This window comes from Alkalihalobacterium alkalinitrilicum, assembly GCF_002019605.1.
Classification (GTDB): Bacteria; Bacillota; Bacilli; order Bacillales; family Bacillaceae_F; genus Alkalihalobacterium; species Alkalihalobacterium alkalinitrilicum.
Map to the genome: position 1 here is coordinate 695114 of NZ_KV917368.1, position 21472 is coordinate 716585.

Annotated in this window: 19 protein-coding genes; all 19 read left to right on the forward strand. The window is 33.3% G+C overall.

Features of this window, described 5'->3' with window-relative positions:
- Positions 1-162 precede the first annotated feature (162 nt).
- Positions 163-549, forward strand: coding sequence for a VOC family protein (locus BK574_RS03350; RefSeq protein WP_078427500.1), 387 nt, complete (start codon positions 163-165; stop codon positions 547-549).
- A gap of 242 nt (positions 550-791) precedes the next feature.
- The gene (locus BK574_RS03355; RefSeq protein WP_078427501.1) at positions 792-1040 is read left to right on the forward strand and encodes a type II toxin-antitoxin system prevent-host-death family antitoxin; all 249 of its coding nucleotides are present in this window, start codon (positions 792-794) and stop codon (positions 1038-1040) included.
- Between the two features lie 5 nt (positions 1041-1045).
- Complete coding sequence (locus tag BK574_RS03360; RefSeq protein ID WP_078427502.1) at positions 1046-1381, forward strand: type II toxin-antitoxin system RelE/ParE family toxin; 336 nt, start codon at positions 1046-1048, stop codon at positions 1379-1381.
- 327 nt (positions 1382-1708) lie between these two features.
- On the forward strand, positions 1709-3268 hold the full coding sequence (locus BK574_RS03365) for a hypothetical protein (protein ID WP_078427503.1): 1560 nt from the start codon (positions 1709-1711) through the stop codon (positions 3266-3268).
- Between the two features lie 3 nt (positions 3269-3271).
- Positions 3272-5296: a DEAD/DEAH box helicase family protein gene (locus BK574_RS03370; RefSeq protein ID WP_078427504.1), complete on the forward strand. Its 2025-nt coding sequence runs from the start codon at positions 3272-3274 to the stop codon at positions 5294-5296.
- Positions 5297-5476, forward strand: a complete 180-nt coding sequence (locus tag BK574_RS03375) for a hypothetical protein (RefSeq protein WP_078427505.1) — start codon at positions 5297-5299, stop codon at positions 5474-5476.
- Positions 5467-7491: an AAA family ATPase gene (locus tag BK574_RS03380; protein WP_078427506.1), complete on the forward strand. Its 2025-nt coding sequence runs from the start codon at positions 5467-5469 to the stop codon at positions 7489-7491. Before BK574_RS03375 ends, BK574_RS03380 begins: the two co-directional genes overlap by 10 nt.
- A gap of 3 nt (positions 7492-7494) precedes the next feature.
- Positions 7495-7947, forward strand: a complete 453-nt coding sequence (locus tag BK574_RS03385; protein WP_078427507.1) for a hypothetical protein — start codon at positions 7495-7497, stop codon at positions 7945-7947.
- A gap of 261 nt (positions 7948-8208) precedes the next feature.
- Positions 8209-8535 (forward strand): nucleoside triphosphate pyrophosphohydrolase, encoded by a 327-nt coding sequence (locus BK574_RS03390; protein ID WP_078427508.1) that lies wholly within the window; start codon positions 8209-8211, stop codon positions 8533-8535.
- Between the two features lie 45 nt (positions 8536-8580).
- Positions 8581-9567, forward strand: coding sequence for an HNH endonuclease (locus tag BK574_RS03395; protein WP_078427509.1), 987 nt, complete (start codon positions 8581-8583; stop codon positions 9565-9567).
- Positions 9568-9632: 65 nt separating this feature from the next.
- Positions 9633-11648 (forward strand): HI_0552 family protein, encoded by a 2016-nt coding sequence (locus BK574_RS03400; protein WP_158211514.1) that lies wholly within the window; start codon positions 9633-9635, stop codon positions 11646-11648.
- A 12-nt stretch (positions 11649-11660) separates the two neighbouring features.
- Positions 11661-12695 carry a 5-methylcytosine-specific restriction endonuclease system specificity protein McrC gene (gene mcrC / locus BK574_RS03405; protein ID WP_078427511.1) on the forward strand — a complete coding sequence of 345 codons (1035 nt, stop codon included), beginning with the start codon at positions 11661-11663 and terminating at the stop codon, positions 12693-12695.
- A gap of 77 nt (positions 12696-12772) precedes the next feature.
- Positions 12773-13780, forward strand: coding sequence for a hypothetical protein (locus tag BK574_RS03410; RefSeq protein ID WP_078427512.1), 1008 nt, complete (start codon positions 12773-12775; stop codon positions 13778-13780).
- 476 nt (positions 13781-14256) lie between these two features.
- Positions 14257-14994, forward strand: coding sequence for an NERD domain-containing protein (locus BK574_RS03415; protein ID WP_238457933.1), 738 nt, complete (start codon positions 14257-14259; stop codon positions 14992-14994).
- Between the two features lie 15 nt (positions 14995-15009).
- Positions 15010-15189, forward strand: coding sequence for a hypothetical protein (locus BK574_RS03420; RefSeq protein WP_078427513.1), 180 nt, complete (start codon positions 15010-15012; stop codon positions 15187-15189).
- Between the two features lie 350 nt (positions 15190-15539).
- A complete protein-coding gene (locus BK574_RS03425; RefSeq protein ID WP_078427514.1) occupies positions 15540-16286 on the forward strand; it encodes an SGNH/GDSL hydrolase family protein in 747 nt (248 codons plus the stop codon).
- Positions 16287-17022: 736 nt separating this feature from the next.
- On the forward strand, positions 17023-18000 hold the full coding sequence (locus BK574_RS03430; RefSeq protein WP_078427515.1) for a tyrosine-type recombinase/integrase: 978 nt from the start codon (positions 17023-17025) through the stop codon (positions 17998-18000).
- Between the two features lie 198 nt (positions 18001-18198).
- A complete protein-coding gene (locus tag BK574_RS03435) occupies positions 18199-19893 on the forward strand; it encodes a toll/interleukin-1 receptor domain-containing protein (RefSeq protein WP_238457934.1) in 1695 nt (564 codons plus the stop codon).
- A gap of 145 nt (positions 19894-20038) precedes the next feature.
- A complete protein-coding gene (locus BK574_RS03440) occupies positions 20039-21466 on the forward strand; it encodes a type I restriction enzyme HsdR N-terminal domain-containing protein (RefSeq protein ID WP_078427516.1) in 1428 nt (475 codons plus the stop codon).
- Positions 21467-21472: the final 6 nt, after the last annotated feature.

The window sequence follows — 21472 nt, forward strand, 5'->3', positions numbered from 1 at the left end:
CTCATTCGAAAAAGATGTTTAATTCTAACCGTTTTCAACAGAGTTGTTTAACAGCGCTTTAATTTTAATGTTTTAGCCTTCTTTAAGTAATGGGAAATACTAATAATATTCAATAATGTCAATTATTAGATAAATAAATAAAGGAAGTCTGGTGGTGAAAAAATGGACAAAAATTTCAAACCCAGCGGTTACAATTCTTTATCGCCTTATTTTGTAGTCAACGGTGCTCAAAAAATGGTGGACTTATTAACCAAATTATTTAATGGCAAGGAGCTGCGACGCCACGATATGCCTGACGGATCGATTATGCATGTAGAAATTCAAATTGATGATTCCGTCATCATGATTGGGGACGCTTCGGAGCAATTCCCCCCTAATACCCATCTCATTCATATTTATGTGCCTGACGTAGACGCAGTATTTGAAAAAGCCATGACATTAGGGTGTTTTTGTATGGAGTTACCAAATGTAAGAAAAGGTGATCCTGACAGAAGGGGAACGTTTAAAGATTTTGCGGGTAATATATGGTCAGTTGCAACTCAGCTTTAAAAGATAACCTACTTTAATATAGAAAAGAAACAACAGTGCCATTTGCTACGCAGTACAACGATACTTGTAAAAGAATATCCTTTTAAGAGACGATTGCATTTTAAAGTGATCGTCTTTTCTTCGCATTTGCCCATGACTGTGCAACAATTAACTTCAAGTTTAGGACACTTTTGCTGTTGAATTTAACGTATTATTTTAAGTAAAATAATGGTATAATAATTTCAGTGAAAGGAGTTGATATTATGCCAAATATTAAACCTGTTTCAGATTTAAGAAATTACAATGAAGTTTTAAAGGACATTGCAGTAGGTGATCCAGTTTTTTTAACGAAAAATGGACGAGGTAGATATGCCATTGTTGATATTGAAGAATATGAGAAAAACCAAGCTACGATTAAACTGCTTTCAAAGCTTATGGAAGCTGAAAAGGCAATAAAAACTGGAGATGAGTGGCTAACTGAAGAACAAGTTGAGAATGATCTTGGAGTCTAATAATTATGTATAAGTTGAGAATAAACCCTGTTGCTAAACAAGACTTGTATGATATTAAGGAATATATTACTAAAGAACTTGATAATCCGACGGCTGCTGTAAGTGTAGTTTCAAATATCATTGAGAGTTACAAAAAGCTAAAAGATTACCCAATGTTAGGCCTAGAGTTATCATCAAAGATTAGTATTGAAACAGATTACCGGTATCTAGTCAGTGGGAACTACATTGTTTTTTATAAATTTGATGATGTTTACGTATCGATCTATCGAATTTTATATTCTAGAAGAGATTATGTAAAGTTATTATTTAACGAAGAAATGTATACAAATAATGAACAGTGATGCCCCCTAAAATACAAGAATTTGACGCGACACTCTAAATCTGGGTGTCTTTTTTGTGCAAAAATACCTTGAACTGGCACACCTACTCAAAGTGTTTTCAGAGTTAACGTACATAAGAAGTTATTTATATACTTGTTTTCAACAACAAATTCGAACTATTGCTGAAAAAATTCTCTGTTTATTAAGCAAACGGCGTAGGGATGGTGGGGGCCTGTACCCCAATAGAGTAAAGCATTACCATAGCGGGGGACAGGCCCCGCTTTTGACCCTGAATATCGAGAGACGGTTGAAGAACAGCTGAAAGATATAAACATAGAAGATTTAGGGATGGAAATATTAAAGACCTTAGTAGAAAAAAGTCATTATTATAAATATGGTGATATTTATTCCAAACATCGTTTGAGAATAACTAATGTTCTAACCTATTTATTTAGTCATTATATTAAAAAGCCATTAAAAATTGATGAAGAAGGTGTATTGTACCTCCATCAATTGGCAAAGCAACATTTGAATTTTGAGCTTTCTAAAACCGTGCGTTCCATTGAAGCGCGTATAAGAGATGTGGAAAGTCTAATTCTAGTGGACCGAGCGACATTTCAATATTTTGATAGAGAGAACTTTGACCCTGCCATCATGTCAAAGATCGAATCTTATATAGATGACCAGTTTAAGCAAAAAAAGGAAATTATAAATGTAGAAGAAGTTTATGAAAAGTTCCAAGACCGACTCGTACACCTTAATATCCATAACAAAATTCATTTATATTCTCTAATCCGTTTTTATTTGGACGAAAAGTATACGATTGGCCAAGGGAACACGCTCAACATTTATAAAAATAAAAAATCAAGACAAAGTGTTGAGGAACGGCTTGTAGCCTATATGAAAAAGCATGGTGGAATTTGTTCTAAGGAACAACTCCTTGAGGTGGTAAGCCCACTGTTTAAAGTAGATCTGGCGATAAATTCTTCCGATAAAATTATTAGCTGGGGAAGTAAGAATGCCATCCTCGTAAATAAGTTAAACATTAAGGCTAATGAAAAGGCTGTTCTATTAGAGTTTATTGACCAATCGTTCAAAAATGGATATGCGACCGCTAATTCCATGTATAAAGAGATGATGTTTAATCGGAAGTTGTCTTCGATTGTAAGAGATAAGAACATTGATGATGCGAGTAAGCTACCAGCTATTATTAAGCTGCTAAAGCCTACAGTGAAAGGTCATACCAACTATTTATATGTAGATGGGTTTGAACTTGATAGTTTCGAGAAATTAATAGAAGCTCATTTCACTGGTGAAACATCGCGGCAAGAAATCAAAGAGTTTATTTATGAGCATGGATATAAAGAAATGATGGTTACGAACTTTCTTAAGCGGGTCCTAGATAATGAAGTATTCATTGAAATCGATATAGATCAGTTATATCCTGCGAAATTATTAAAAGTAAATGAAGCTGAGCTTTCTGAAATTGAAACTTACGTGAGAGAGAAGATCGGCGATGGGGAATATCTCTCACTTAGTCATTTAAAAGGCTATCGTCGCAAACTACCTGACATCGGTTTTCGCTGGAATCCTCACCTGTTGCAAAGTGTCCTTCAACGCTGTGGGTTTCGCCAAATTAAAAAGACATTCAATGACTATCGATATGACAAGGTCATTGTCGTTAGAGAAGAAAGTTCAATTCAGTCATTTGAGGATTTGATCCTTAATGTGCTCGAAAATGAATACGAGGGGAACCTTCATGAAATTGCGATCTATGAATTTCTGATGGAAAAAGGAATCGTGCGTGAACAGGAATATATGCACAAAAAAGTCTTACCGTATGAAATCAAGACGAGCGAACGACTACACTTTGATGAACTAGGGATTGTTACAGTAAAGAAGGGATAACGAATGTCGTTTAAAAATTTAGAACTGAAATTTAAGTACCGTTCGGATGTTGATCAAATTCATGCTGACTTTTACAGTAAGGTGTTAGAAAAGTCCATCAGATATGACCGAGCAGTGGGTTACTTTACAAGCGGGAGTCTTGCTGTTATTGCGAGGGGACTTGAGAAGTTTTTAGGCTCAGAAGGGAAAATCCGTTTGATTGCCAATCCCCACTTAACAAAAGAAGACATCGAAGCGGTTCAGCTTGGATATGAAGCGAAATACGATGTTGTGGCTAGAAGCCTTCTACGAGAAATTGAAATTTGTGAAGAGACGATCCGTGAAGACACACTTAATATTTTAGCTTGGTTGATCTATGAAGATAAATTGGAGCTAAAGATTGCTTTTACGAATAACAATAGCCTTTATCATGAGAAGTTTGGCATCTTCTATGACGGTTTCGGAAATCAACTATCATTTTCTGGATCTGCAAATGAAACCGTCGGTGGAATCAGAGACAATTTTGAAAAGATTGATGTGTTTTGGAAAGAACATGACCACGCGCGAATCACGGACATGGTGAAAGACTTTGAAAGCCTGTGGAACAACACGACAAACGGCCTAACGATAATAGAGATGCCAGACATTTTAAAGGAAAAATTAAAAGGGTACAAAAAGGAGCGAAAACCTATCAAACCTACTGAAATTAAACCACGTCCATACCAAAAGGAGGCCATGGAGGCAGTTATAGGAAATAACTGGACTGGTATTTTAGAAATGGCTACAGGAACTGGTAAGACGATCACAAGTCTCATGATTGCCAATGAGTTTTATAAGCAACATGGACGGATCTTTCTCGTTATCATCGTTCCGTTTACACATCTGGTAGAACAGTGGGAAGATAACTGTCAACTCCTTGGTTTTAGTAGTTTTACGTCATGTTACGGGAATAAGAAAGTATGGGCAGGTAAACTTCACACGGATGTGAGAGACTTTAATATTAGCATGATCAAAAAGCATGTTGTAATCACGACCTACCGAAGTGCAGCTTCGGAAGAATTTAATGAATTAATCGATAAGTTAAAAGGGAAAAGCTTCTTAATTGCCGACGAATGCCACTATTTCGGTGTAAATAGTTTAAGAAATCATAAGTTCACAGGAATGGAAGCTAAGCTAGGACTATCTGCAACCCCAGATCGCTGGTGGGATGAGGATGGAACGCGCTTTATCACCGACTTTTTTGGAGACACCGTCTATGAATACGATATGAAAACAGCGATTCAGAATGGAGCCCTAACGGAATACACGTATCATCCTTATATAACGAATTTAACGGACGATGAAATGGATAAGTACGAGCGTTTAACAAAGAGACTCATTCACTTATATGGATCTGATCAACCCGATCATGAGGAAATTAGTGAGATCAATCGAAAACGGGCCCTTATATTAAGTAAAGCAGAGAATAAAAAAGCAAAATTATTTTCTATATTTAGAGAAAAAGAGCGGGCAAGTGTCTCGCACACACTCGTTTATTGTGCGCCAGGTGAAGTAGAAATGATTACGAACCAATTGTCCCAGCTCGGTTATCGTGTGCACCGATTTGACTCAAAGGTAAGTCTAGAAGATCGTATGCAAATATTGAAGTCATTTGCTGAAGGAAAGATCCAGATCCTTGTAGCTATTAAATGTCTTGACGAAGGTGTAGATGTGCCAAGTACGAAGACAGCTTATTTCTTAGCGAGTACCTCGAATCCGCGTGAATTTGTTCAACGTCGTGGCCGTATTTTACGTACGTTTCCTGGTAAGAATATTGCTGAAATTTATGACTTTATCGTTTTACCAACAGGTACTAGCGATCAAATGTACAAGTCTATTGCTTCAAAAGAAATTCCGAGGTTTGCTGAGTTTTCTAGATTTGCAATCAACAATTACAACGCCAGAGAAATTGTAGGACGAGAATTACAAACTTACTCTCTTGAGTATTTAATGGATAAATTACCTTGGGAAGTGTATAGAGAATTTCAAGAGAACATGGGGGCTATATAAATGAGTATAAATAAAGATCTAGAGAAAAAAATAAATCAATTTCCAGGAGAACTAAGTGATATTGCTAAGCTATTATTACGAGATCTTGAGGCTGGAAGGAAGTCACATACAAGTATTGAAGAAATGATTCGTGAGGAAATTAGGGAGTTGGTTTTAGAGGAGGAAGGTAAATGCAGCTGAACAAGATCATTCTAAAGAATTTCCGACAATTTTACGGTGAACAAACGATCGAGTTTGCTAGTGGGAATGAGAATATCACGATCATCTTTGGAGAGAACGGAAAAGGAAAAACGGGGATCTTTCGTGCATTAATGTTTGGTTTATACGGGAGCACACATATCCAACAGGATAACCCGAAGGAAAAAATACATCTCGTCAATTTTCTAGCTCTAGAGGAAAATCCAAACATGCCGATTGATACAGCCGTTTACCTTGAATTCGAGCACCGCGGCAAAGATTACGAGATTAGAAGATATGCAAGCGGGTATAAGACGGGCCAGACGATTACGGAAAGAATCCTCGATACAGAGTTGTATATTAAAGAAGCTGGCAATTTCCCAGCGGAGCCAATAACAGATGAAAAAGAAATAAAAGAGATTATCAATGGCATTCTGGATGAAAACATTAAAGATTTCTTTTTATTTGATGCTGAAAAAATTGAAACTCTGGCGAAAACTGATGTAAAAGTGAAAGAAGAAGTAAAGAACGGTATCGTTAAACTTCTACAAATAGACAAGCTAGAAGCGGCGATTTCGATTTTAAAAAAGCTTCATTCATCAGAGAAACGAAGAGTGCTCGCTTCTTCACATAACTTAGATTTAACGAGAAAACAAAATGAAATTGATGCAATTGCAAACGAAATTACTGATATGCAAGAAAGGGTCCGTTTGAAGTTAGAAAATAAGACATCATGCTCACTTGAAATTGAGCGTATTGAAAGTCAACTTGCTGAAAATGAAGAGGTAAAACTCATACAAGAAAAAATGGAAGCGGAAAAAGAAAAGAAGAACATTCACCTTCGTTTTGCTAAAGATAAAAAGAATGAGATTAAAGGAGAACTCGTCACGAATGGTTATCATTTAATTATGAAGGATACGTACCAATCGGTGAAAAATTACTTAGATCAAATCCTTGTGGATCAAAAGGATTTAATTCCGATCGAAGTCATTGAAAAGTCGCTTCAAGATTTAGTATGTGCATGCTGCGGTAACGACTTAAAGGAAAATAAAGATCATTTAACGCAAATCGAGTTGCTCAAAAACAATTTTAAGCGATCCGAACTTACACCATTAATCTCTCAAATCACATCTAGTATCCACGATTATTCGATGAGTGAAGAAGAGATCGTTCATTCTATTGAACGAAAACTTCGCGAGTTTCGAGAACTGAAAGATGAAATTGAGCAAATTGACAAAGAAATTGATAAATACAGTGGCAACATCCAACTCAAAGCTCAAGAACAGGAGAACTTGAAGAATCTAGAGGCATCATTAAAGGATAAGAAAGAATTTCTAGTCAGCGTAGAGGGAGAAATTCGAGATCTTAATTTTCAAATCAATGAAAAAGAAAAGCAGAAGGATGCGTTAGACAAGGAATTTTCAAGGTTATTAAGAGAAAATGAAAGTCTACGAATTGACTCGAAAATCTTACAATATATCGAAACATTAAAAGATCATTTTGACGCTGTTTTTAAAGAGTATAGTGATGAAATGCGAGCGAAACTTACTACTGAGACGACACAAATCTTTAAAACACTAATCGATCGCAAAGATAAAGATTTAGTAAGACGTATCGATATTAACGAGAAATATGAAATCGATATTATGAACTGGGAAAATATTAACATCACCCAAGATGTCTCTCAAGGACAACGACAAGTAGTTGCCTTATCGTTTATCACCGCTCTTGCAAAAATTGCAGCTGGCGGATCCGATGATATTAACTTCCCATTGTTCATGGATACTCCGTTCGGTCGGATAAGCGGAAATAACCGAGATCATTTAATCGATAATATCCCGAACCTAACGTCACAGTGGGTGCTTCTTTTAACCGATACGGAGCTTTCAAGAACCGAAGAAATTCGATTTAAGAGTACGGGTAAGCTTGGAAAATGGTATAAACTTGAACAAATCAAACCAGGACACTCTAACATAGAGCCAATTGAAGTCACTGAATCAATGGCAACAAGGGGGTAAACAATGGACTTTCTAGCAGATCAAGCATTGCTATATACCAGTAAAAAATATGAAGAAATCTACTTTTATTTCAATACAAAGTTTGAAGTAAAGTATCAAGACCTATTCTTACTGTGTGCCAGTTTAGGTTTTAAAAAAGACCAAAAGGATAGTATCGGTGACCGAGGACGTGAATTTAGAACCAACTACTTAAATACGCGTCAGAAAGCCACAGCGTATTCAATTATATTAAGCGACTCCGAACTAGGAAGAAATATTGAAGCCTTTAGCGATAAAGAATTTCCGAAAAAAGCTAGGAAACGTCTAGAAGAGTATGCAGAAGGTGGAATGCAAATCCTTGTAGAAGAAGTATTCGGCAAACGCTGGGATGGCAATACCCTTGACCCAGCATACAAAGAGTATGAGGTAGACCTACTTAGTTATATTTACGGTGACTCAAAAGAAATACCTTTTTAATTTCTATTCAATTACACCACCTAAAGAATCAATCGATTACAATTGATCCTTTAGGTGGTTTTTTAATTCTCACAAATAATATAGAAGCGTAGGGGAAAACGAATGATTAAAAGACAAGCAGCTATCAATACAGCATGAAGGGCAAAACCTTTCTTACCCCTACATATCTAACAAAGTAATGGTTCTTTTTCACTACTCCCTTCACGCTCCTAAACCACTATGGTAAAATGGAAAATAATACATAAAAAGGAATGTTGTCTTATGCCAATTTACAATAAACTCGTTCGTGATAAAATACCTGAAATTATTCAAGCAGCAGGGAAGGGTTACCGCACTAGACAATTGGATGATATGGAATACATAAAAGAATTAAAAATTAAATTAACTGAAGAGATGGCTGAATACCAAGAAGCGCAAACCGATGGACAAGCGATAGAGGAGCTTGCTGATGTGTTGGAAATCATACATAGTCTTGCTGTAGTTCATGGCTCTAGCATGGAGGAAGTGGAGTCAATACGTAAAAAGAAAGCAGACGATAGAGGAGGCTTTCAGGAGAAGATTTTCCTGATTGATGTGGATGATGAGTAGGATCATCTTCTTTTTATAATTGGCGGTCTGGTCAGGAGGGGTGTAATGAGTCATAAATTAAAGGTTGGTGAGTTAAAAGAGCTTTATTTAACAGACGAAGAAATTTGGAGAATATTTACGGTTGTTTTATCGAGTAAGTCGGCAAAGTCAGCTACTTACAAGTATGCTTTTTTAAAATCAATCATTGAAAACTTATATCAAGTGAATGAAGAGTTTGAGCTAATGTATGACCAGTTAGCATTTTCATTTGCAAAAATATATTGGAATTTAATTGTTCGTCATAATTTGTTAAACCATAATACTGGTAGTACAGCTAGAGTTGTAAAAATTATAAAAGATGAGCAAGAAAAGAATGATGTACCATCTGAAATGATTTTTGATAATATAAATGACTCAATACAAATTAAACTAGTAAGTAAAGTAAAAACGACTATGAAAATCAATGTTTTTGGTGCACTTTATGGTGATACAAGGGGAAGTTTTTATGCGTTCGATCATAAACGAGAAGTATTTAAAATAAACCCAGCTGTTCATCGTTTTATGATGAAATATCAAAGAATAATAGTAAACCTTACTAATTACCACATGGCTGCAATGATTGAATTACTAAATGAGGTACCTAATATTAATTATCTCCTTGAAAAGGTAGAAAGCATTGCACGGCGGTCATCATTACGTCCTTTTGAAAAAGTATTACTACATTATTTTAATGCCAACTGTTTTTATTGTAATAAGTCTCTTACTGGAGCGAAGAGAGAAACACATGTGGATCACTTTATTCCATGGTCATTTGTTCAGTCGGACCATATCTGGAACCTTGTTTTATCCTGTAACAAATGTAACAGTTCCAAAAGTGATAAGTTACCAAAGAGGAATTACCTTGAGTACATCATCGAACGAAATGACGATTTAAATGATAAAAAAGAGGACGCTAATATCACGAATTTAATGAAAAACTACAAGCATAAAAAGATTATTATGCTCTATGATTATTCGATTAAAAATGGGTTTGATACGATTTGGACACCGTGATGCTGTATAAGGAAATTAGAACTTTTCAATTTCTATAATTAATAACATAAAAGGGGAAAGTGAACTTGCAATTATCTAATAAACAATTTGAAGTTTTTGATCGTGATGATTTTACATATCGAGTAAGTAGATCAGATGCAGTTCAAGTAAGTAAAGATTATAGAACGACATGGAATCAGTGGAAGGAACTCGTTACTGAGTTATATAGTAAATATAAAACTAATGGGTTAGAGGTAGAAGGTACAGAAAATTGGCAGAATAGCGGAAGTCTTTCAAAACGTTTTTGGTCGAGGCTCAAGTTTAATACACGTTTAGATTCATCTTCATGCATTGCTGCAATGATCAACTTTAAAAACTTTAAATTGTACCTTGAATGGCATAATTATAGGACAAAAGAATCCTCGAATTCAATTCATGATCATAACCAGTGGATGAATTATATAGAAGAATGGATTACGAATTTTAATATTGATCCTGAGAATTACAAGGTGTGGACCTCATATGATGGAGATCATGATTTATACTATAGTTTAAAGGATTATTTGAGTACACCACAAATAAGAGAAGACATATTAAATCTCTTAAAAGAAGATCCGAAAGAGTGGGTACGTATTGGAACAGTAATTCCTAAAGAAAAAGCACTTAAAATAGATGACATTGTTGAATTCACAGAAAGTTACCTAGAAGAGTTGCTTTGGTTATATAGAAAAACGGAACAAAAAACATCGGTAATTAATGATTATAAAGATGAGTATGACAGTAAAGAACAAAACTACTGGTGGCTCAATTCCAATCCTGAAATTTGGGATCTTCAAAATGTGGACTTAGGTGTGAAGGAAACTTACACTTCTTATAATGCTAACGGAAATAAACGGAGAGTATACAAACATTTCGAGTCCGTTCAACCAGGTGATCTCGTCATTGGCTACGTATCTTCTCCCGTAAAGGAAGTCACTGCGATTTGTGAAATTACGCAAGGTCTTCATGAACGGGAAGAAGAGGAAGTGATTGAGTTTAAAAAGATCGAACAGTTAAAAAATCCAATTCCATTAAGTCAATTAAAAAGTGTTCAAGAGCTTGAAAATAGTGAGCCGATGGTCAACAATCAAGGCAGTTTATTTAAATTAACGAAAGAAGATTTTGAAACGATTCGAGCAATCATTGATGAGGCGAATGATGCTCCATCGAGTGATCCTGTTTTACCACCGTATACGATCAATGATGCGATGGAAGACCTTTTCATGGATGAAGACACTTTTTATGAAATGACAAAGATATTAGATTATAAGAAAAATATAATTTTACAAGGACCCCCAGGCGTTGGAAAAACCTTTGTCGCTAAACGCATTGCTTACTTCAATATGGGAGTCAAAGATGAAGAACGTATTCAAATGGTTCAGTTTCATCAAGCCTATTCGTACGAGGATTTCATCCAAGGTTACCGTCCAAAAACAAATGGTGGGTTTTACCTGAAAGATGGTGTATTTTATCAATTTTGTAAGAAGGCTCAGCGCGATCCAGAACATGATTATTTTTTTATCATTGACGAAATCAATCGTGGGAACTTAAGTAAAATCTTTGGAGAACTAATGGTCCTGATTGAAGGTACGAAAAGAGGAGAGGAACACGCAATAAACTTAACGTACTCTGAAGATTTATCAGATAAATTTTACATTCCTGACAATCTCTATATTATCGGAACAATGAATACTGCCGATCGTTCACTTGCCATTGTGGATTATGCTTTACGTAGAAGGTTTGGGTTTATTACACTTGAAACACAATTGGAGAGTGAGAAATTCAGGGAATTCTTACATGAAAGGCTATCAGACGAAGATCTCACAGAAAAAATTATTCGAAAGTTTAAAGACCTTAATCGAGTAATTCGAGAAGAGGAGAAGGATTTGGCTAAGGGCTTTGAAATTGGTCATAGTTACTTTGTCCCAACAGATAATGCAACAAAATTAAATGAAGAATGGTATAAAAGAGTGATTCATACTGAAATCGTACCACTTCTTGAAGAATATTGGTTTGATGATCAAGAAAAAATTCACCAATTCAAGCAAAGGCTATTAGATTAAAAGGTGTATCAAATGGAAATTCCAATTCAGAATATCTATTATATGCTCTGCTACTCCTGGGACAAGCTTAAGGAAAAGGATGTTGTCGATGTTAGCGGTTTAAATAGTACGAAACTAGTCAACCTTTTTGCTAAAGTATTATTAGAAGGGGTCAAACATCAGTTGAAACGAGGTTTGGATCGCGGTTATGTCACACAACATGATGAAATAAGAGGGATCAAAGGCAAAATTGATTTTACGAGTTCTATCCAAAGCCTTTCGTTTCAACAAGCAAAGGCGTTTTGTACATATGATGAGCTAGAATATAATGTCCTTCATAATCAAATCATAAAAACAACATTACATTTGTTAACAAGGACTAAGGGGCTAGATGCTATACTTAAAGATGAGATGATAGGCCTTTATCGCCTTCTACGTGAAATAGAAACGATTTCAATAACAAAACATCACTTCAACCAAGTAGTGATCCATCGAAATAATCGTTTTTACGAGTTTTTAATCCTTGTATGCGAAATTATATATGATCATCTTCTACCTGATGAAGAACCAGGAAAGATGAAGTTTAAAGATTTTTTGCAGGACGAAAAAATGATGCCTTATGTATTTGAGAATTTCATTCGAAACTTTTACAAACATGAACAAACGGATTATAAGGTGTTACGGGAAAATATAAAATGGAATGCTGAAGCAGAACAACAAGAAGATCTGGATTATCTTCCCCAAATGCAAACCGACATTACTCTTAGGTCACCTACTCGTAACCTGATTATTGATACTAAGTTTTATAAAAACACATTTCTTTATAATTTTGGTAAACCAAAAATTCATTCTAAGGATCTCTATCAACTTTCTTCTTATTTGTCAAATGTGCAAACACAAGAAGAACCTGGGTACCCGAAGTGGGAAGGAATGTTACTTTATCCAACTGTGCAGCAGAGTGTTACTTTATCATATAACTTTCATAGGCACCCATTGTGTATTAAGACAATTAATTTAAATCAAGACTGGGAGTTGATTCATCGAGATTTGTTGTTAATGATTGCATAATCTCGGGATATTAAAGAAAGTCCTACAAGTAGGGAATGATAAAAGCGGTAGAATTAGAATTATAGAAGGAGTGCACCATGCTAATTCCTGTAAATATTAATCATCACGGAATTCAAGATAGTGAGGCTGAATTAATAAGATTGACTTTTAAAGAACTGGGGATCAAGGAAAACGATATCGAAAACTATTTGAAGCACAACTTAGATCTTTTAGTGGGTGATGAGGAAAGTCTTCTTATTGTAGGCCAGCAAGTTCGAAACAAGCAAAATGGTAGAAGTGATTTAGTAGCGGTAGATGAAAAAGGAAATCTGGTGTTAATTGAAATTAAAAGAGACGTTGAAGACATACGAAATCGAAAAGAACCGTTCGAAATTCAAGCCATTCGTTATGCAGCGAATTACGCTAAAATTCAATCAAAGGATCAATTAGTCAATGATGTTTTTGTTCCTTATTTAGAAAAGCAAAAAGGAACGAGTGACTCGGTGTTAACGACGTCAGAAAGAGCGAGAAGAATTTTAACCAATTTTCTCGTGCAAAATGAAGCTGGTCAAGCTTTTAACCGTAAACAACGAATGATCCTCGTAGCATCTGAGTTTGATGAACAAACTTTGTCCGCTTGTGCTTGGTTAATAAGCAATGGGGTAGATATAAGTTGTTTTACGATTGAGCCTGTAAAGTTAAATGAGCAGTATTTATTAGATATCACAAAAGTACTACCAGTACCACACCTCGAAGATTTCTATGTGGAAGTTCAAGAAAACCATAAAGTCCGTAAATCATCTAATACAGTTCCAACAAACACTTCAAAACAATTTCTACCACGTATGAATAAGCTGTTTGATTGGGGACTGCTACGCTCAGGTGACGAAATCATCATTAAGAACTTTGAAGACTCTACTGCCATTGCGTTAAATGAAAAAGAAGTCGAATATCAAGGTAAAACAATGTCCTATAACCAGTGGGGACAAACCGTCACTAGCTGGAGCTCAATTAACATCTATGAATGGACCATTGCAGTGGGCCAGACGAAAACGTTACATGATTTGAGGTTAGAGAAGATGAGGATGGAAGAAGAAGAAGTGTAGTAATATTGTGGTGAAGGAATAACTCAAATAGCTGACCTTTGTCTACTTGAAAGGGTAACCTTTTTCGAAACTTTACATAATATAAGTTACTGTTGCCTAAAGATTTACTTATCGAACTAAAGTTAATAATATTGCTTTAAAGTGATACATAATTAGTAACTTTAATTAAATTCGGTACCTATTTAACTTATCAATAAATAGGTACCTTTTTCTATTTTAATCTACATTTTTTAACAAATTTGGTATAATAGGCATATAGTCACAGAAGAGATAAGTGATAATGTGGTACTACTGTCCCTAAATCCATCCGAACGAATTCTAACGCAGTGAACGAATTTTATTTCAAACACTGAAAAACTAATTGCCAAATGATTATATTATCTACTACAACCAGAAAACAAAGGGTTTCAACCAGATTTGCTCATGTGTTTCTGTACTAATGCTATTATTCTATTAAACTCGGAAGGTTGATCCAAGTGGAGTTTTTAATTCCTATAATAATTCTAACCATCATATTTGCAATGTTCAAACCACAAATTAAAGGATTTATCGGTGAGAAAACCATCGCAACTTTTCTATCACAACTAGATAAAGAAAAATATATAGTCATTAATGATGTTGTTCTTAATGTTGCTGGTAAAACCTCACAAATTGATCATGTGATCGTTTCAAACTATGGTGTTTTCGTCATTGAAACAAAAAATTATAAAGGTTGGATCTATGGAGGGGAAAAGAATCAATATTGGACTCAAGTTATTTATAAAAGAAAAGAACGATTTTATAACCCTCTTTGGCAAAACTATGGTCATGTAAAAGCATTACAAAATGCGCTGATTAATTTTGGTGATATTCCCTATATCCCGATCGTTGTTTTCTCGATTAATGCGACGTTGAAGAAAGTAGAGGTAACGTCAGATGTCGTTTACAGTGTGAATTTACTGAAAACGATTAAAAAATATGATCAAGAAACTCTCTCCCAATCAAAAAAGGAGCAAATCATAAACCAGTTAAAAGTGTTGAACCATCAAAAAGATGGACAGCTTAAGAAACAACATGTTCAGACTATAAAACAAAATCAAAAAACGGCAAAAGAGAAAGTTCAACAAAACATTTGTCCCAAGTGTGGTAATGCTCTAGTTATTAGAAATGGAAAAGGTGGAACATTTAAAGGCTGTAGTTCCTTTCCGAAGTGTAGATTTACGGCAAATACATAGTTTAGGAGTGAAAGTATGAGTAGTAAAAAAGATTTAGAAAAATGGATACTAGAAGCTATACATAATAAAAATGGTAGCGCTACACTGATTGAAATTTGTAAATATGTTTGGGAGTACCATGAAGATGATTTACGCAATTCAGGTGATTTATTTTACACTTGGCAATATGATATTAGATGGGCAGCAACTCACTAAAATCCAAGGTGCTTTTTTATAAAGGACGGAATGAAGTTGATATCATTTATTCCTACGGGAACAATTACATAAGTCCGTCTAGCCAATCGACCAATATGGATATATCTTTTTTCTGGATTTACTTCAAGTGAATATTCTAATACTGAATTGCCATACTGAAAAGCTTGGCATAGTAACACATCAACTAATTTTTAATACAAATATCGTGAATAACTAGTAGCTAGTAAACTTCGAATTAAACTAATTCGTAAAAATGTTTTAACTTGTGATCTAGAAACTTAGACATACTCCTTATTCCGCTTCAATATAATGGTTGAGTAGTATAAACAATAGAATAGGAGAGATGTTTAGTGAGAAAGTCATTTCAGATGGTAATATTATTAATTATCTTCACGTTGTTATTCTCTAGTGGTGCAATCGCAAAAAGTGATAACGCGAAGAAATCACTTGTGGCATTAGGTGACTCGATCCCATATGGTTATAATCTTGGGAGTAATGAAGAACCTTCAAGACTAGCGTTTCCTTATTTGATAGGTGAAGAAGCAAATTTAAGGGTTCGAAATTTAGCTGTCCCTGGGTGGAAAACGGAAGATATGTTAAACGCACTACAAAACGATCAGAAATATCGACAGGCAGTTAGGCATGCAGATTATATTACTTTGAACATTGGAAGTAATGATTTATTATTAGCTTTACAAATTGCTAGTAGTCAATGTGTTGATCAGATCCAGTTTCAACAGTGTTTATTTGAAATAATTGGAGATAGTGCTTTTTTTACTAATCTTAATAAAATTTTACATGAAATTAATTTACTGTCAGATGCACAAATTGTAGTTTATAATATTTATTATCCTTTTAGAAGTGATGATCCAATACGAGGTCATCTAAATCACGTTGGTTTACAGGTACTACCTAGTATAAATGATCAAATTGCTAGTATTTCATTTAATAAGGCGAGTATAGCAGATGCTTTTAACGCTTTTGTTATTGGTTCGGATAATCCAGGGGCTAATGTAATATTGGGCGATATCCACCCTTCGATTGAAGGGCATCAAGTACTTGCAGATATAGGATTAGAAGGTTTAGGTTTTAAATAATTTTGTTAGAGGCGCTCACAATGAGCGCCATTTTATTTATAAGCATAAATATAAATTTCTGTAAATTATATAGGCACCTTGAAAAGAAATTCCCCAGTTATTCCACGTATTAAACTAGTTTAGAATTGAAACGATTGTTAAATGCCGTTTAGAGAGCATAAATACCTTTTATACAATTAATGTAAAAGGGATAACAGCTTATCCTTGCCCATATATCAGAATGAGACACATACTCCATTTAACATTCACATAAGAACAATAGATAAAAAGAATGTCAGAGAGAAATTCAACTATAGCTTTAAAGAGAATTTATTGGACCTAATTAATTTAGTATAGGAATAAAAGAAAAGTAAAACATTTAAATAGGCATATAGAAACTATTCTTTTTTTTAGAAATCAGGTGTCCCCAAACATCAAAGGCAAATCTGAAGCAATTATTTGTCAGACAAGAGGAGATTAGTTCTTCTGAAAAATAAATCCTTTAAAGATGGGCTTGTGGCGGAAATGTTAGGCGCACACGACTCAAAATCGTGTTCCTTCTGGAGTGTCGGTTCGCCCCCGACCACCGGTACCATTTCTACATATGAACACTTGATTTTGTAAGGCTTCCTGCCAATTTGGAAGTCTTTTTATTGTTTCTACTGCACAAGACTTTTTTAGGCAAAGTCATATTCCTATGGTCATATGTACCCTTTCATAAATATTACCAATTTATAATTGAAAGGGAGTTATACAAATGAGAAGAAATAATCAATTATCAATTAATGAGATTGACTTTATTATGGACAATGTGACAAAGGAAGAAATAGACTTTGAAGAAGCATTAAAATTATTCCTTGAGGATTGTGAAATTAGGAATTTAAGGGCACATACAACCAAGTATTACAAGAATGAATTGAGTGCCTTTTATAAAATTTTAAGGGAACAGGAGATTGACCCTGCCCCACACAAGATTAGAAATGAACATATTAAAAGAAATGTTATTCTTTATTTAAAGGATATAAAAGGTCTAAAGATTGTTTCAATTAATACTAAGCTAAGAGCAATAAGAAGTTTCTTTAATTTTCTTCATAGGGAAAAGCATATTACTAACAATCCTGTTGAAAACATTAAATTATTGAAAGATAGGAAAAGTGCTATGCCTACTTTCTCAAAAGAACAACTATCTGACTTGTTTAAGCAACCTGATTTAAGAACATTCACAGGTATTAGGGATTACACAATTATGTCACTGTTACTTGAAACAGGTGTAAGGGCAAATGAGTGTGTAGGCATTTCATTAGGTGATGTAAACTATAATGAATGTACAGTATTAATTAGAAATGCTAAAGGATATAAAGAAAGACTTGTGCCTATTCAATCCACCATGAAAAATCTTTTAAAGAAATACATTGCAATTAGGGGCACTGTTAAAACAGATGCCTTGTTTGTAACAATAGATGGAACACCATTAACCAAAAGACAATTACAAAACAGAGTAACTTACTATGGTAATAAAGCCAAGATAAAAGATGTAAGATGTTCTTGTCACACTTTTAGACATACCTTTGCAAAGCTATCAGTTAAGGGTGGGGCAGATATATTTACTTTACAAAGTATTCTAGGTCATACAAGCATGGAAATGGTAAGAACTTATGTGAATTTGTTTAGTGATGATGTGATGGAGAAGCATAAAGAATTTTCACCATTAAAAAATTTAAAGAGCAGACTTTAATTGTACACAGTGTTTAATAATTCATATTTCTTGAAGATATATTTGTTAATATCAATGGTTTAACAAAATAAATTAGTAATTCAACAGAGTTTATAAATGAATTGGAAGGGGAAACTCTTCCTTTTTTATATTTGAGCAAACAAAGATAGTATTATTTGGTAAAATATGCTTATGTAATAGTTTTAAGGGGGGATGTAGTTGAATTTAAGCAATATACAATCCATTCTAAAAGAGATAGAGCAAGAAAGGTACTATATTCATAACTTTGTTGTTAAAGCACTGAGAATAGCCAAAAGTAGAAATGATGTTAAAGAGGTTATGTTATTCACAATTAACAAAACTAGCCTTAATGATACTAGCATAAAGAAAGTATATGGGGAAATGAAAGAATATGCTCTAAATATAGGTTTTTCTGAAGAAGAGCTAAAAATTAAGTTTGCTGAAGTCTGGAATGATGTTTTAGAAATAAGAAAATGTAATTGGTATGACATAAATTCAAAAAAGCTACAAAATGGCTATACATTAAATATGTCTGTAAGTGAAATGACAGATTATTTAAATCATATCACCAATTTATTAGAAGGTAATAAGTTACCAGGTGGTTTAGCTCCTTTAGACTTATATTTTGAAAATGAAAAAAAGCAACATATTGATAGTGTATATCTTAATCATAAATCAGCTTTGCAGTCAATTCTAAACAAAATTAGAGACTATATAATTGACTATTTAGTTAGAGTGGAAAGTTATTTAATACAAGTTAAGGAGAGAGAAAATATGAATGTACATGATGAGCTTTTAACATTAATTGAAAAAGGCTTTGAAATAAAAGAAAAATGCACTGTTAAAAACCAATATGGACTTGATTACATTAAAGGTTCAGATTATGTAGCATGGATTGAACAATGCAAAATGTTCATAAAAAAGAATGTTAATGATAATGAAATATATAAAACCTTTTCAGAAATAGGAAAAAGAGCAAATGGACAAGCAGAGAATTTTTTTGAAGAAATGATGGGGAAATTACAAGCCCTATTAAATTATGATTTTACAGAGGAAAATATGGGGGTAGTAGAAGAACCGAAAGTTAGTAAAATTTTTATTAGTCATGCTTCCAAAGATGTTAAGTATGTTGATCTAGTTGTCCAACTTTTAAATGATATTGGAATTAAAAAAAGTGACCAACATATATTTTGTAGTTCATTAGCTGGGTATGGTATTCCATATGGAGAAAATATTTATGAATATCTTAAAAGTGAATTAAAAAATAGTAATATAATGGTTCTCTTTATTTTATCTCACAATTACTATCAAAGTGCACCTTGTTTAAATGAAATGGGTGCAGCATGGATTTCTTCTAAGAATTATAATTCAATACTTACTCCTAATTTTGACTTCAAGCAAATTAGTGGTGCTATTGACCCTTCAAAAATAAGTTTTTACATGAATGACAATGATGGTTTAAATAAATTTAAAGATAAAATCACAGAAATCTTTGAATTGAAAGAGGTTGACTACAAAATATGGGAGGAAGATAGAAATAAATTCATTGAGAAAGTTAATGAGATAGCAGAAGAAGAAGCATCCAATTTAAATACTCAGGTACAAATAGAAAGAATAAAAAAACTTAATGAAAATGAATTAGAATTACAATTGAGATTTGTTAATGTAACTGAACAAGATATAGAATTTAAGTTTATTGATTTTGAACTAATTGATAGTAGAGGAAATAAATTAAAAATTTCTGCTGAGGATGATTATTTAGAGGAGTTTAGGCTATTTAATAAGGAAAATAAAGTTGTAAAATGGGTTTTTAAACTTGATGAGGCTCCAGAATACAACCCTAGAAGAGATGAAGGTAGTCTTTCAAAAGTTTCATTTGAAATTTACCATTAAAAAACAAAAAAGATAATTAGCAAATAAAAGGCTTTCTTTTTTATACCTCTTTTAAAGGGGTATTTTTTATGGATTGGTAATATTTACTATTGTAACTTTCTGTTATAAAATATGTTTTATAAGGAAATGTAAGGGGAGATGAGAAATGGCTAAAATAGAGTTAGAATTTATTAAGCAGATGTATAATAAATTTAAGAATACAAATGAAGAGAATATAAAGTTTCATGTTGTTACAAAATTTTTAGAGATGGTAGGATATGACCCATTAGAATTTTATTATGAACATTCTAAGTACCATAAAGATGGAAGAGCAGATATTGCAGTTAAAATAGATGAAGTAACATATTTATATGTTGAGGTTAAGCCAACAAACAATAAGTTAAATGAAAAAGAACAAAGTCAGTTGGCTCAATATTTATTTGATAGAGGGCTATCCTGGGGTATTTTAACAAATGGAAAAAACTTTATTTTGTTTAACTCTAGTATAAGTGTACTCCCCAATCCAAATAGACCTTTAATGATTGATAAAGTTGTATTTAATATAGATATCTTTAATAAAAAACATAAAGAGTTAATAGGTTACTTTAGTAAAGAAAGTATATATGAGAACCAAATATCAAACTATTTTAGGGATATAGCAAAATACAAAGCAATTAAATACCCTGATGGTGGTGGGAGTTGGAATGTTTACAAAGGTACTCTATATAATTTCTTTAAGTATTATGCACACCAACAGAAAAAATATAGAGAATTAGAACAGATAAGAATAGATGAATTTGAGGATTTTTTAAATTATGATATGGAAGTTAAGAGCAATAAAGGGAGTGGTAGAGAAATTTCTTCTATTGATACTTTTGAAAATAAGTATTCTCATATCAGGTCATTCTTTCAAATATTAAAGGAATACAATATAATAAGGTCTCATCACTTTGAAGAACAAAGAGAAAAACTGATTAAAAAGATAGATATAAATGGAAAAGATAATGAGGTAAAAGATATACTGAATGAAGATAATATTAATTTAATTCTTGAATTTTATGATAATAGAAAAGATGCCTTAAGAAACAAGACTATATTCTTGTTAAGTTTATGTTTTGGTTTGGAGAGGTCAACACTTCTAAATATAACTGAGAATTCAGTTGATAAAGGTAAATTACATATTGGTAATAGAGAACTTTTGCTCCCACCTAGATTAAAAAAACTAATAGAGCAATTAATTAAGGAAAAGAAACAAAAGAAAATAAAAATAAAGGGAGACTACTTGTTTCCTGCAAAATACAGAGACCAATACAGAGCCCTTTCAACTCATGGTATAAATTATATATTTGAAATTTTAGAAGGAATTGATAAAAGTAACCCTAATTGGAGCATATTATCACCTTCATATATAAGGGGATATCTTATTAAAAAACTATTTGAAAACAATTATTCAATTGAAGAAATAGTTTATTTAACAGGGGCAGATTTATCAAGTATTTCCAAGCTAATTCCTACAAATCATATAATGGAAAAAGTTAAATCAAGAAGTAAAAAAGACATTAAAGTTCATCCTTTCTATCAATTTTTACAATAGGGGGAA

Excerpts from the sequence above, each read along its gene's own strand:
- BK574_RS03350 (WP_078427500.1), top strand. The coding sequence starts at position 163 with ATGGACAAAAATTTCAAACCCAGCGGTTACAATTCTTTATCGCCTTAT.
- BK574_RS03355 (WP_078427501.1), top strand. The coding sequence starts at position 792 with ATGCCAAATATTAAACCTGTTTCAGATTTAAGAAATTACAATGAAGTT.
- BK574_RS03360 (WP_078427502.1), top strand. The coding sequence starts at position 1,046 with ATGTATAAGTTGAGAATAAACCCTGTTGCTAAACAAGACTTGTATGAT.
- BK574_RS03365 (WP_078427503.1), top strand. The coding sequence starts at position 1,709 with ATGGAAATATTAAAGACCTTAGTAGAAAAAAGTCATTATTATAAATAT.
- BK574_RS03370 (WP_078427504.1), top strand. The coding sequence starts at position 3,272 with ATGTCGTTTAAAAATTTAGAACTGAAATTTAAGTACCGTTCGGATGTT.
- BK574_RS03375 (WP_078427505.1), top strand. The coding sequence starts at position 5,297 with ATGAGTATAAATAAAGATCTAGAGAAAAAAATAAATCAATTTCCAGGA.
- BK574_RS03380 (WP_078427506.1), top strand. The coding sequence starts at position 5,467 with ATGCAGCTGAACAAGATCATTCTAAAGAATTTCCGACAATTTTACGGT.
- BK574_RS03385 (WP_078427507.1), top strand. The coding sequence starts at position 7,495 with ATGGACTTTCTAGCAGATCAAGCATTGCTATATACCAGTAAAAAATAT.
- BK574_RS03390 (WP_078427508.1), top strand. The coding sequence starts at position 8,209 with ATGCCAATTTACAATAAACTCGTTCGTGATAAAATACCTGAAATTATT.
- BK574_RS03395 (WP_078427509.1), top strand. The coding sequence starts at position 8,581 with ATGAGTCATAAATTAAAGGTTGGTGAGTTAAAAGAGCTTTATTTAACA.
- mcrC (WP_078427511.1), top strand. The coding sequence starts at position 11,661 with ATGGAAATTCCAATTCAGAATATCTATTATATGCTCTGCTACTCCTGG.
- BK574_RS03410 (WP_078427512.1), top strand. The coding sequence starts at position 12,773 with ATGCTAATTCCTGTAAATATTAATCATCACGGAATTCAAGATAGTGAG.
- BK574_RS03420 (WP_078427513.1), top strand. The coding sequence starts at position 15,010 with ATGAGTAGTAAAAAAGATTTAGAAAAATGGATACTAGAAGCTATACAT.
- BK574_RS03430 (WP_078427515.1), top strand. The coding sequence starts at position 17,023 with ATGAGAAGAAATAATCAATTATCAATTAATGAGATTGACTTTATTATG.
- BK574_RS03440 (WP_078427516.1), top strand. The coding sequence starts at position 20,039 with ATGGCTAAAATAGAGTTAGAATTTATTAAGCAGATGTATAATAAATTT.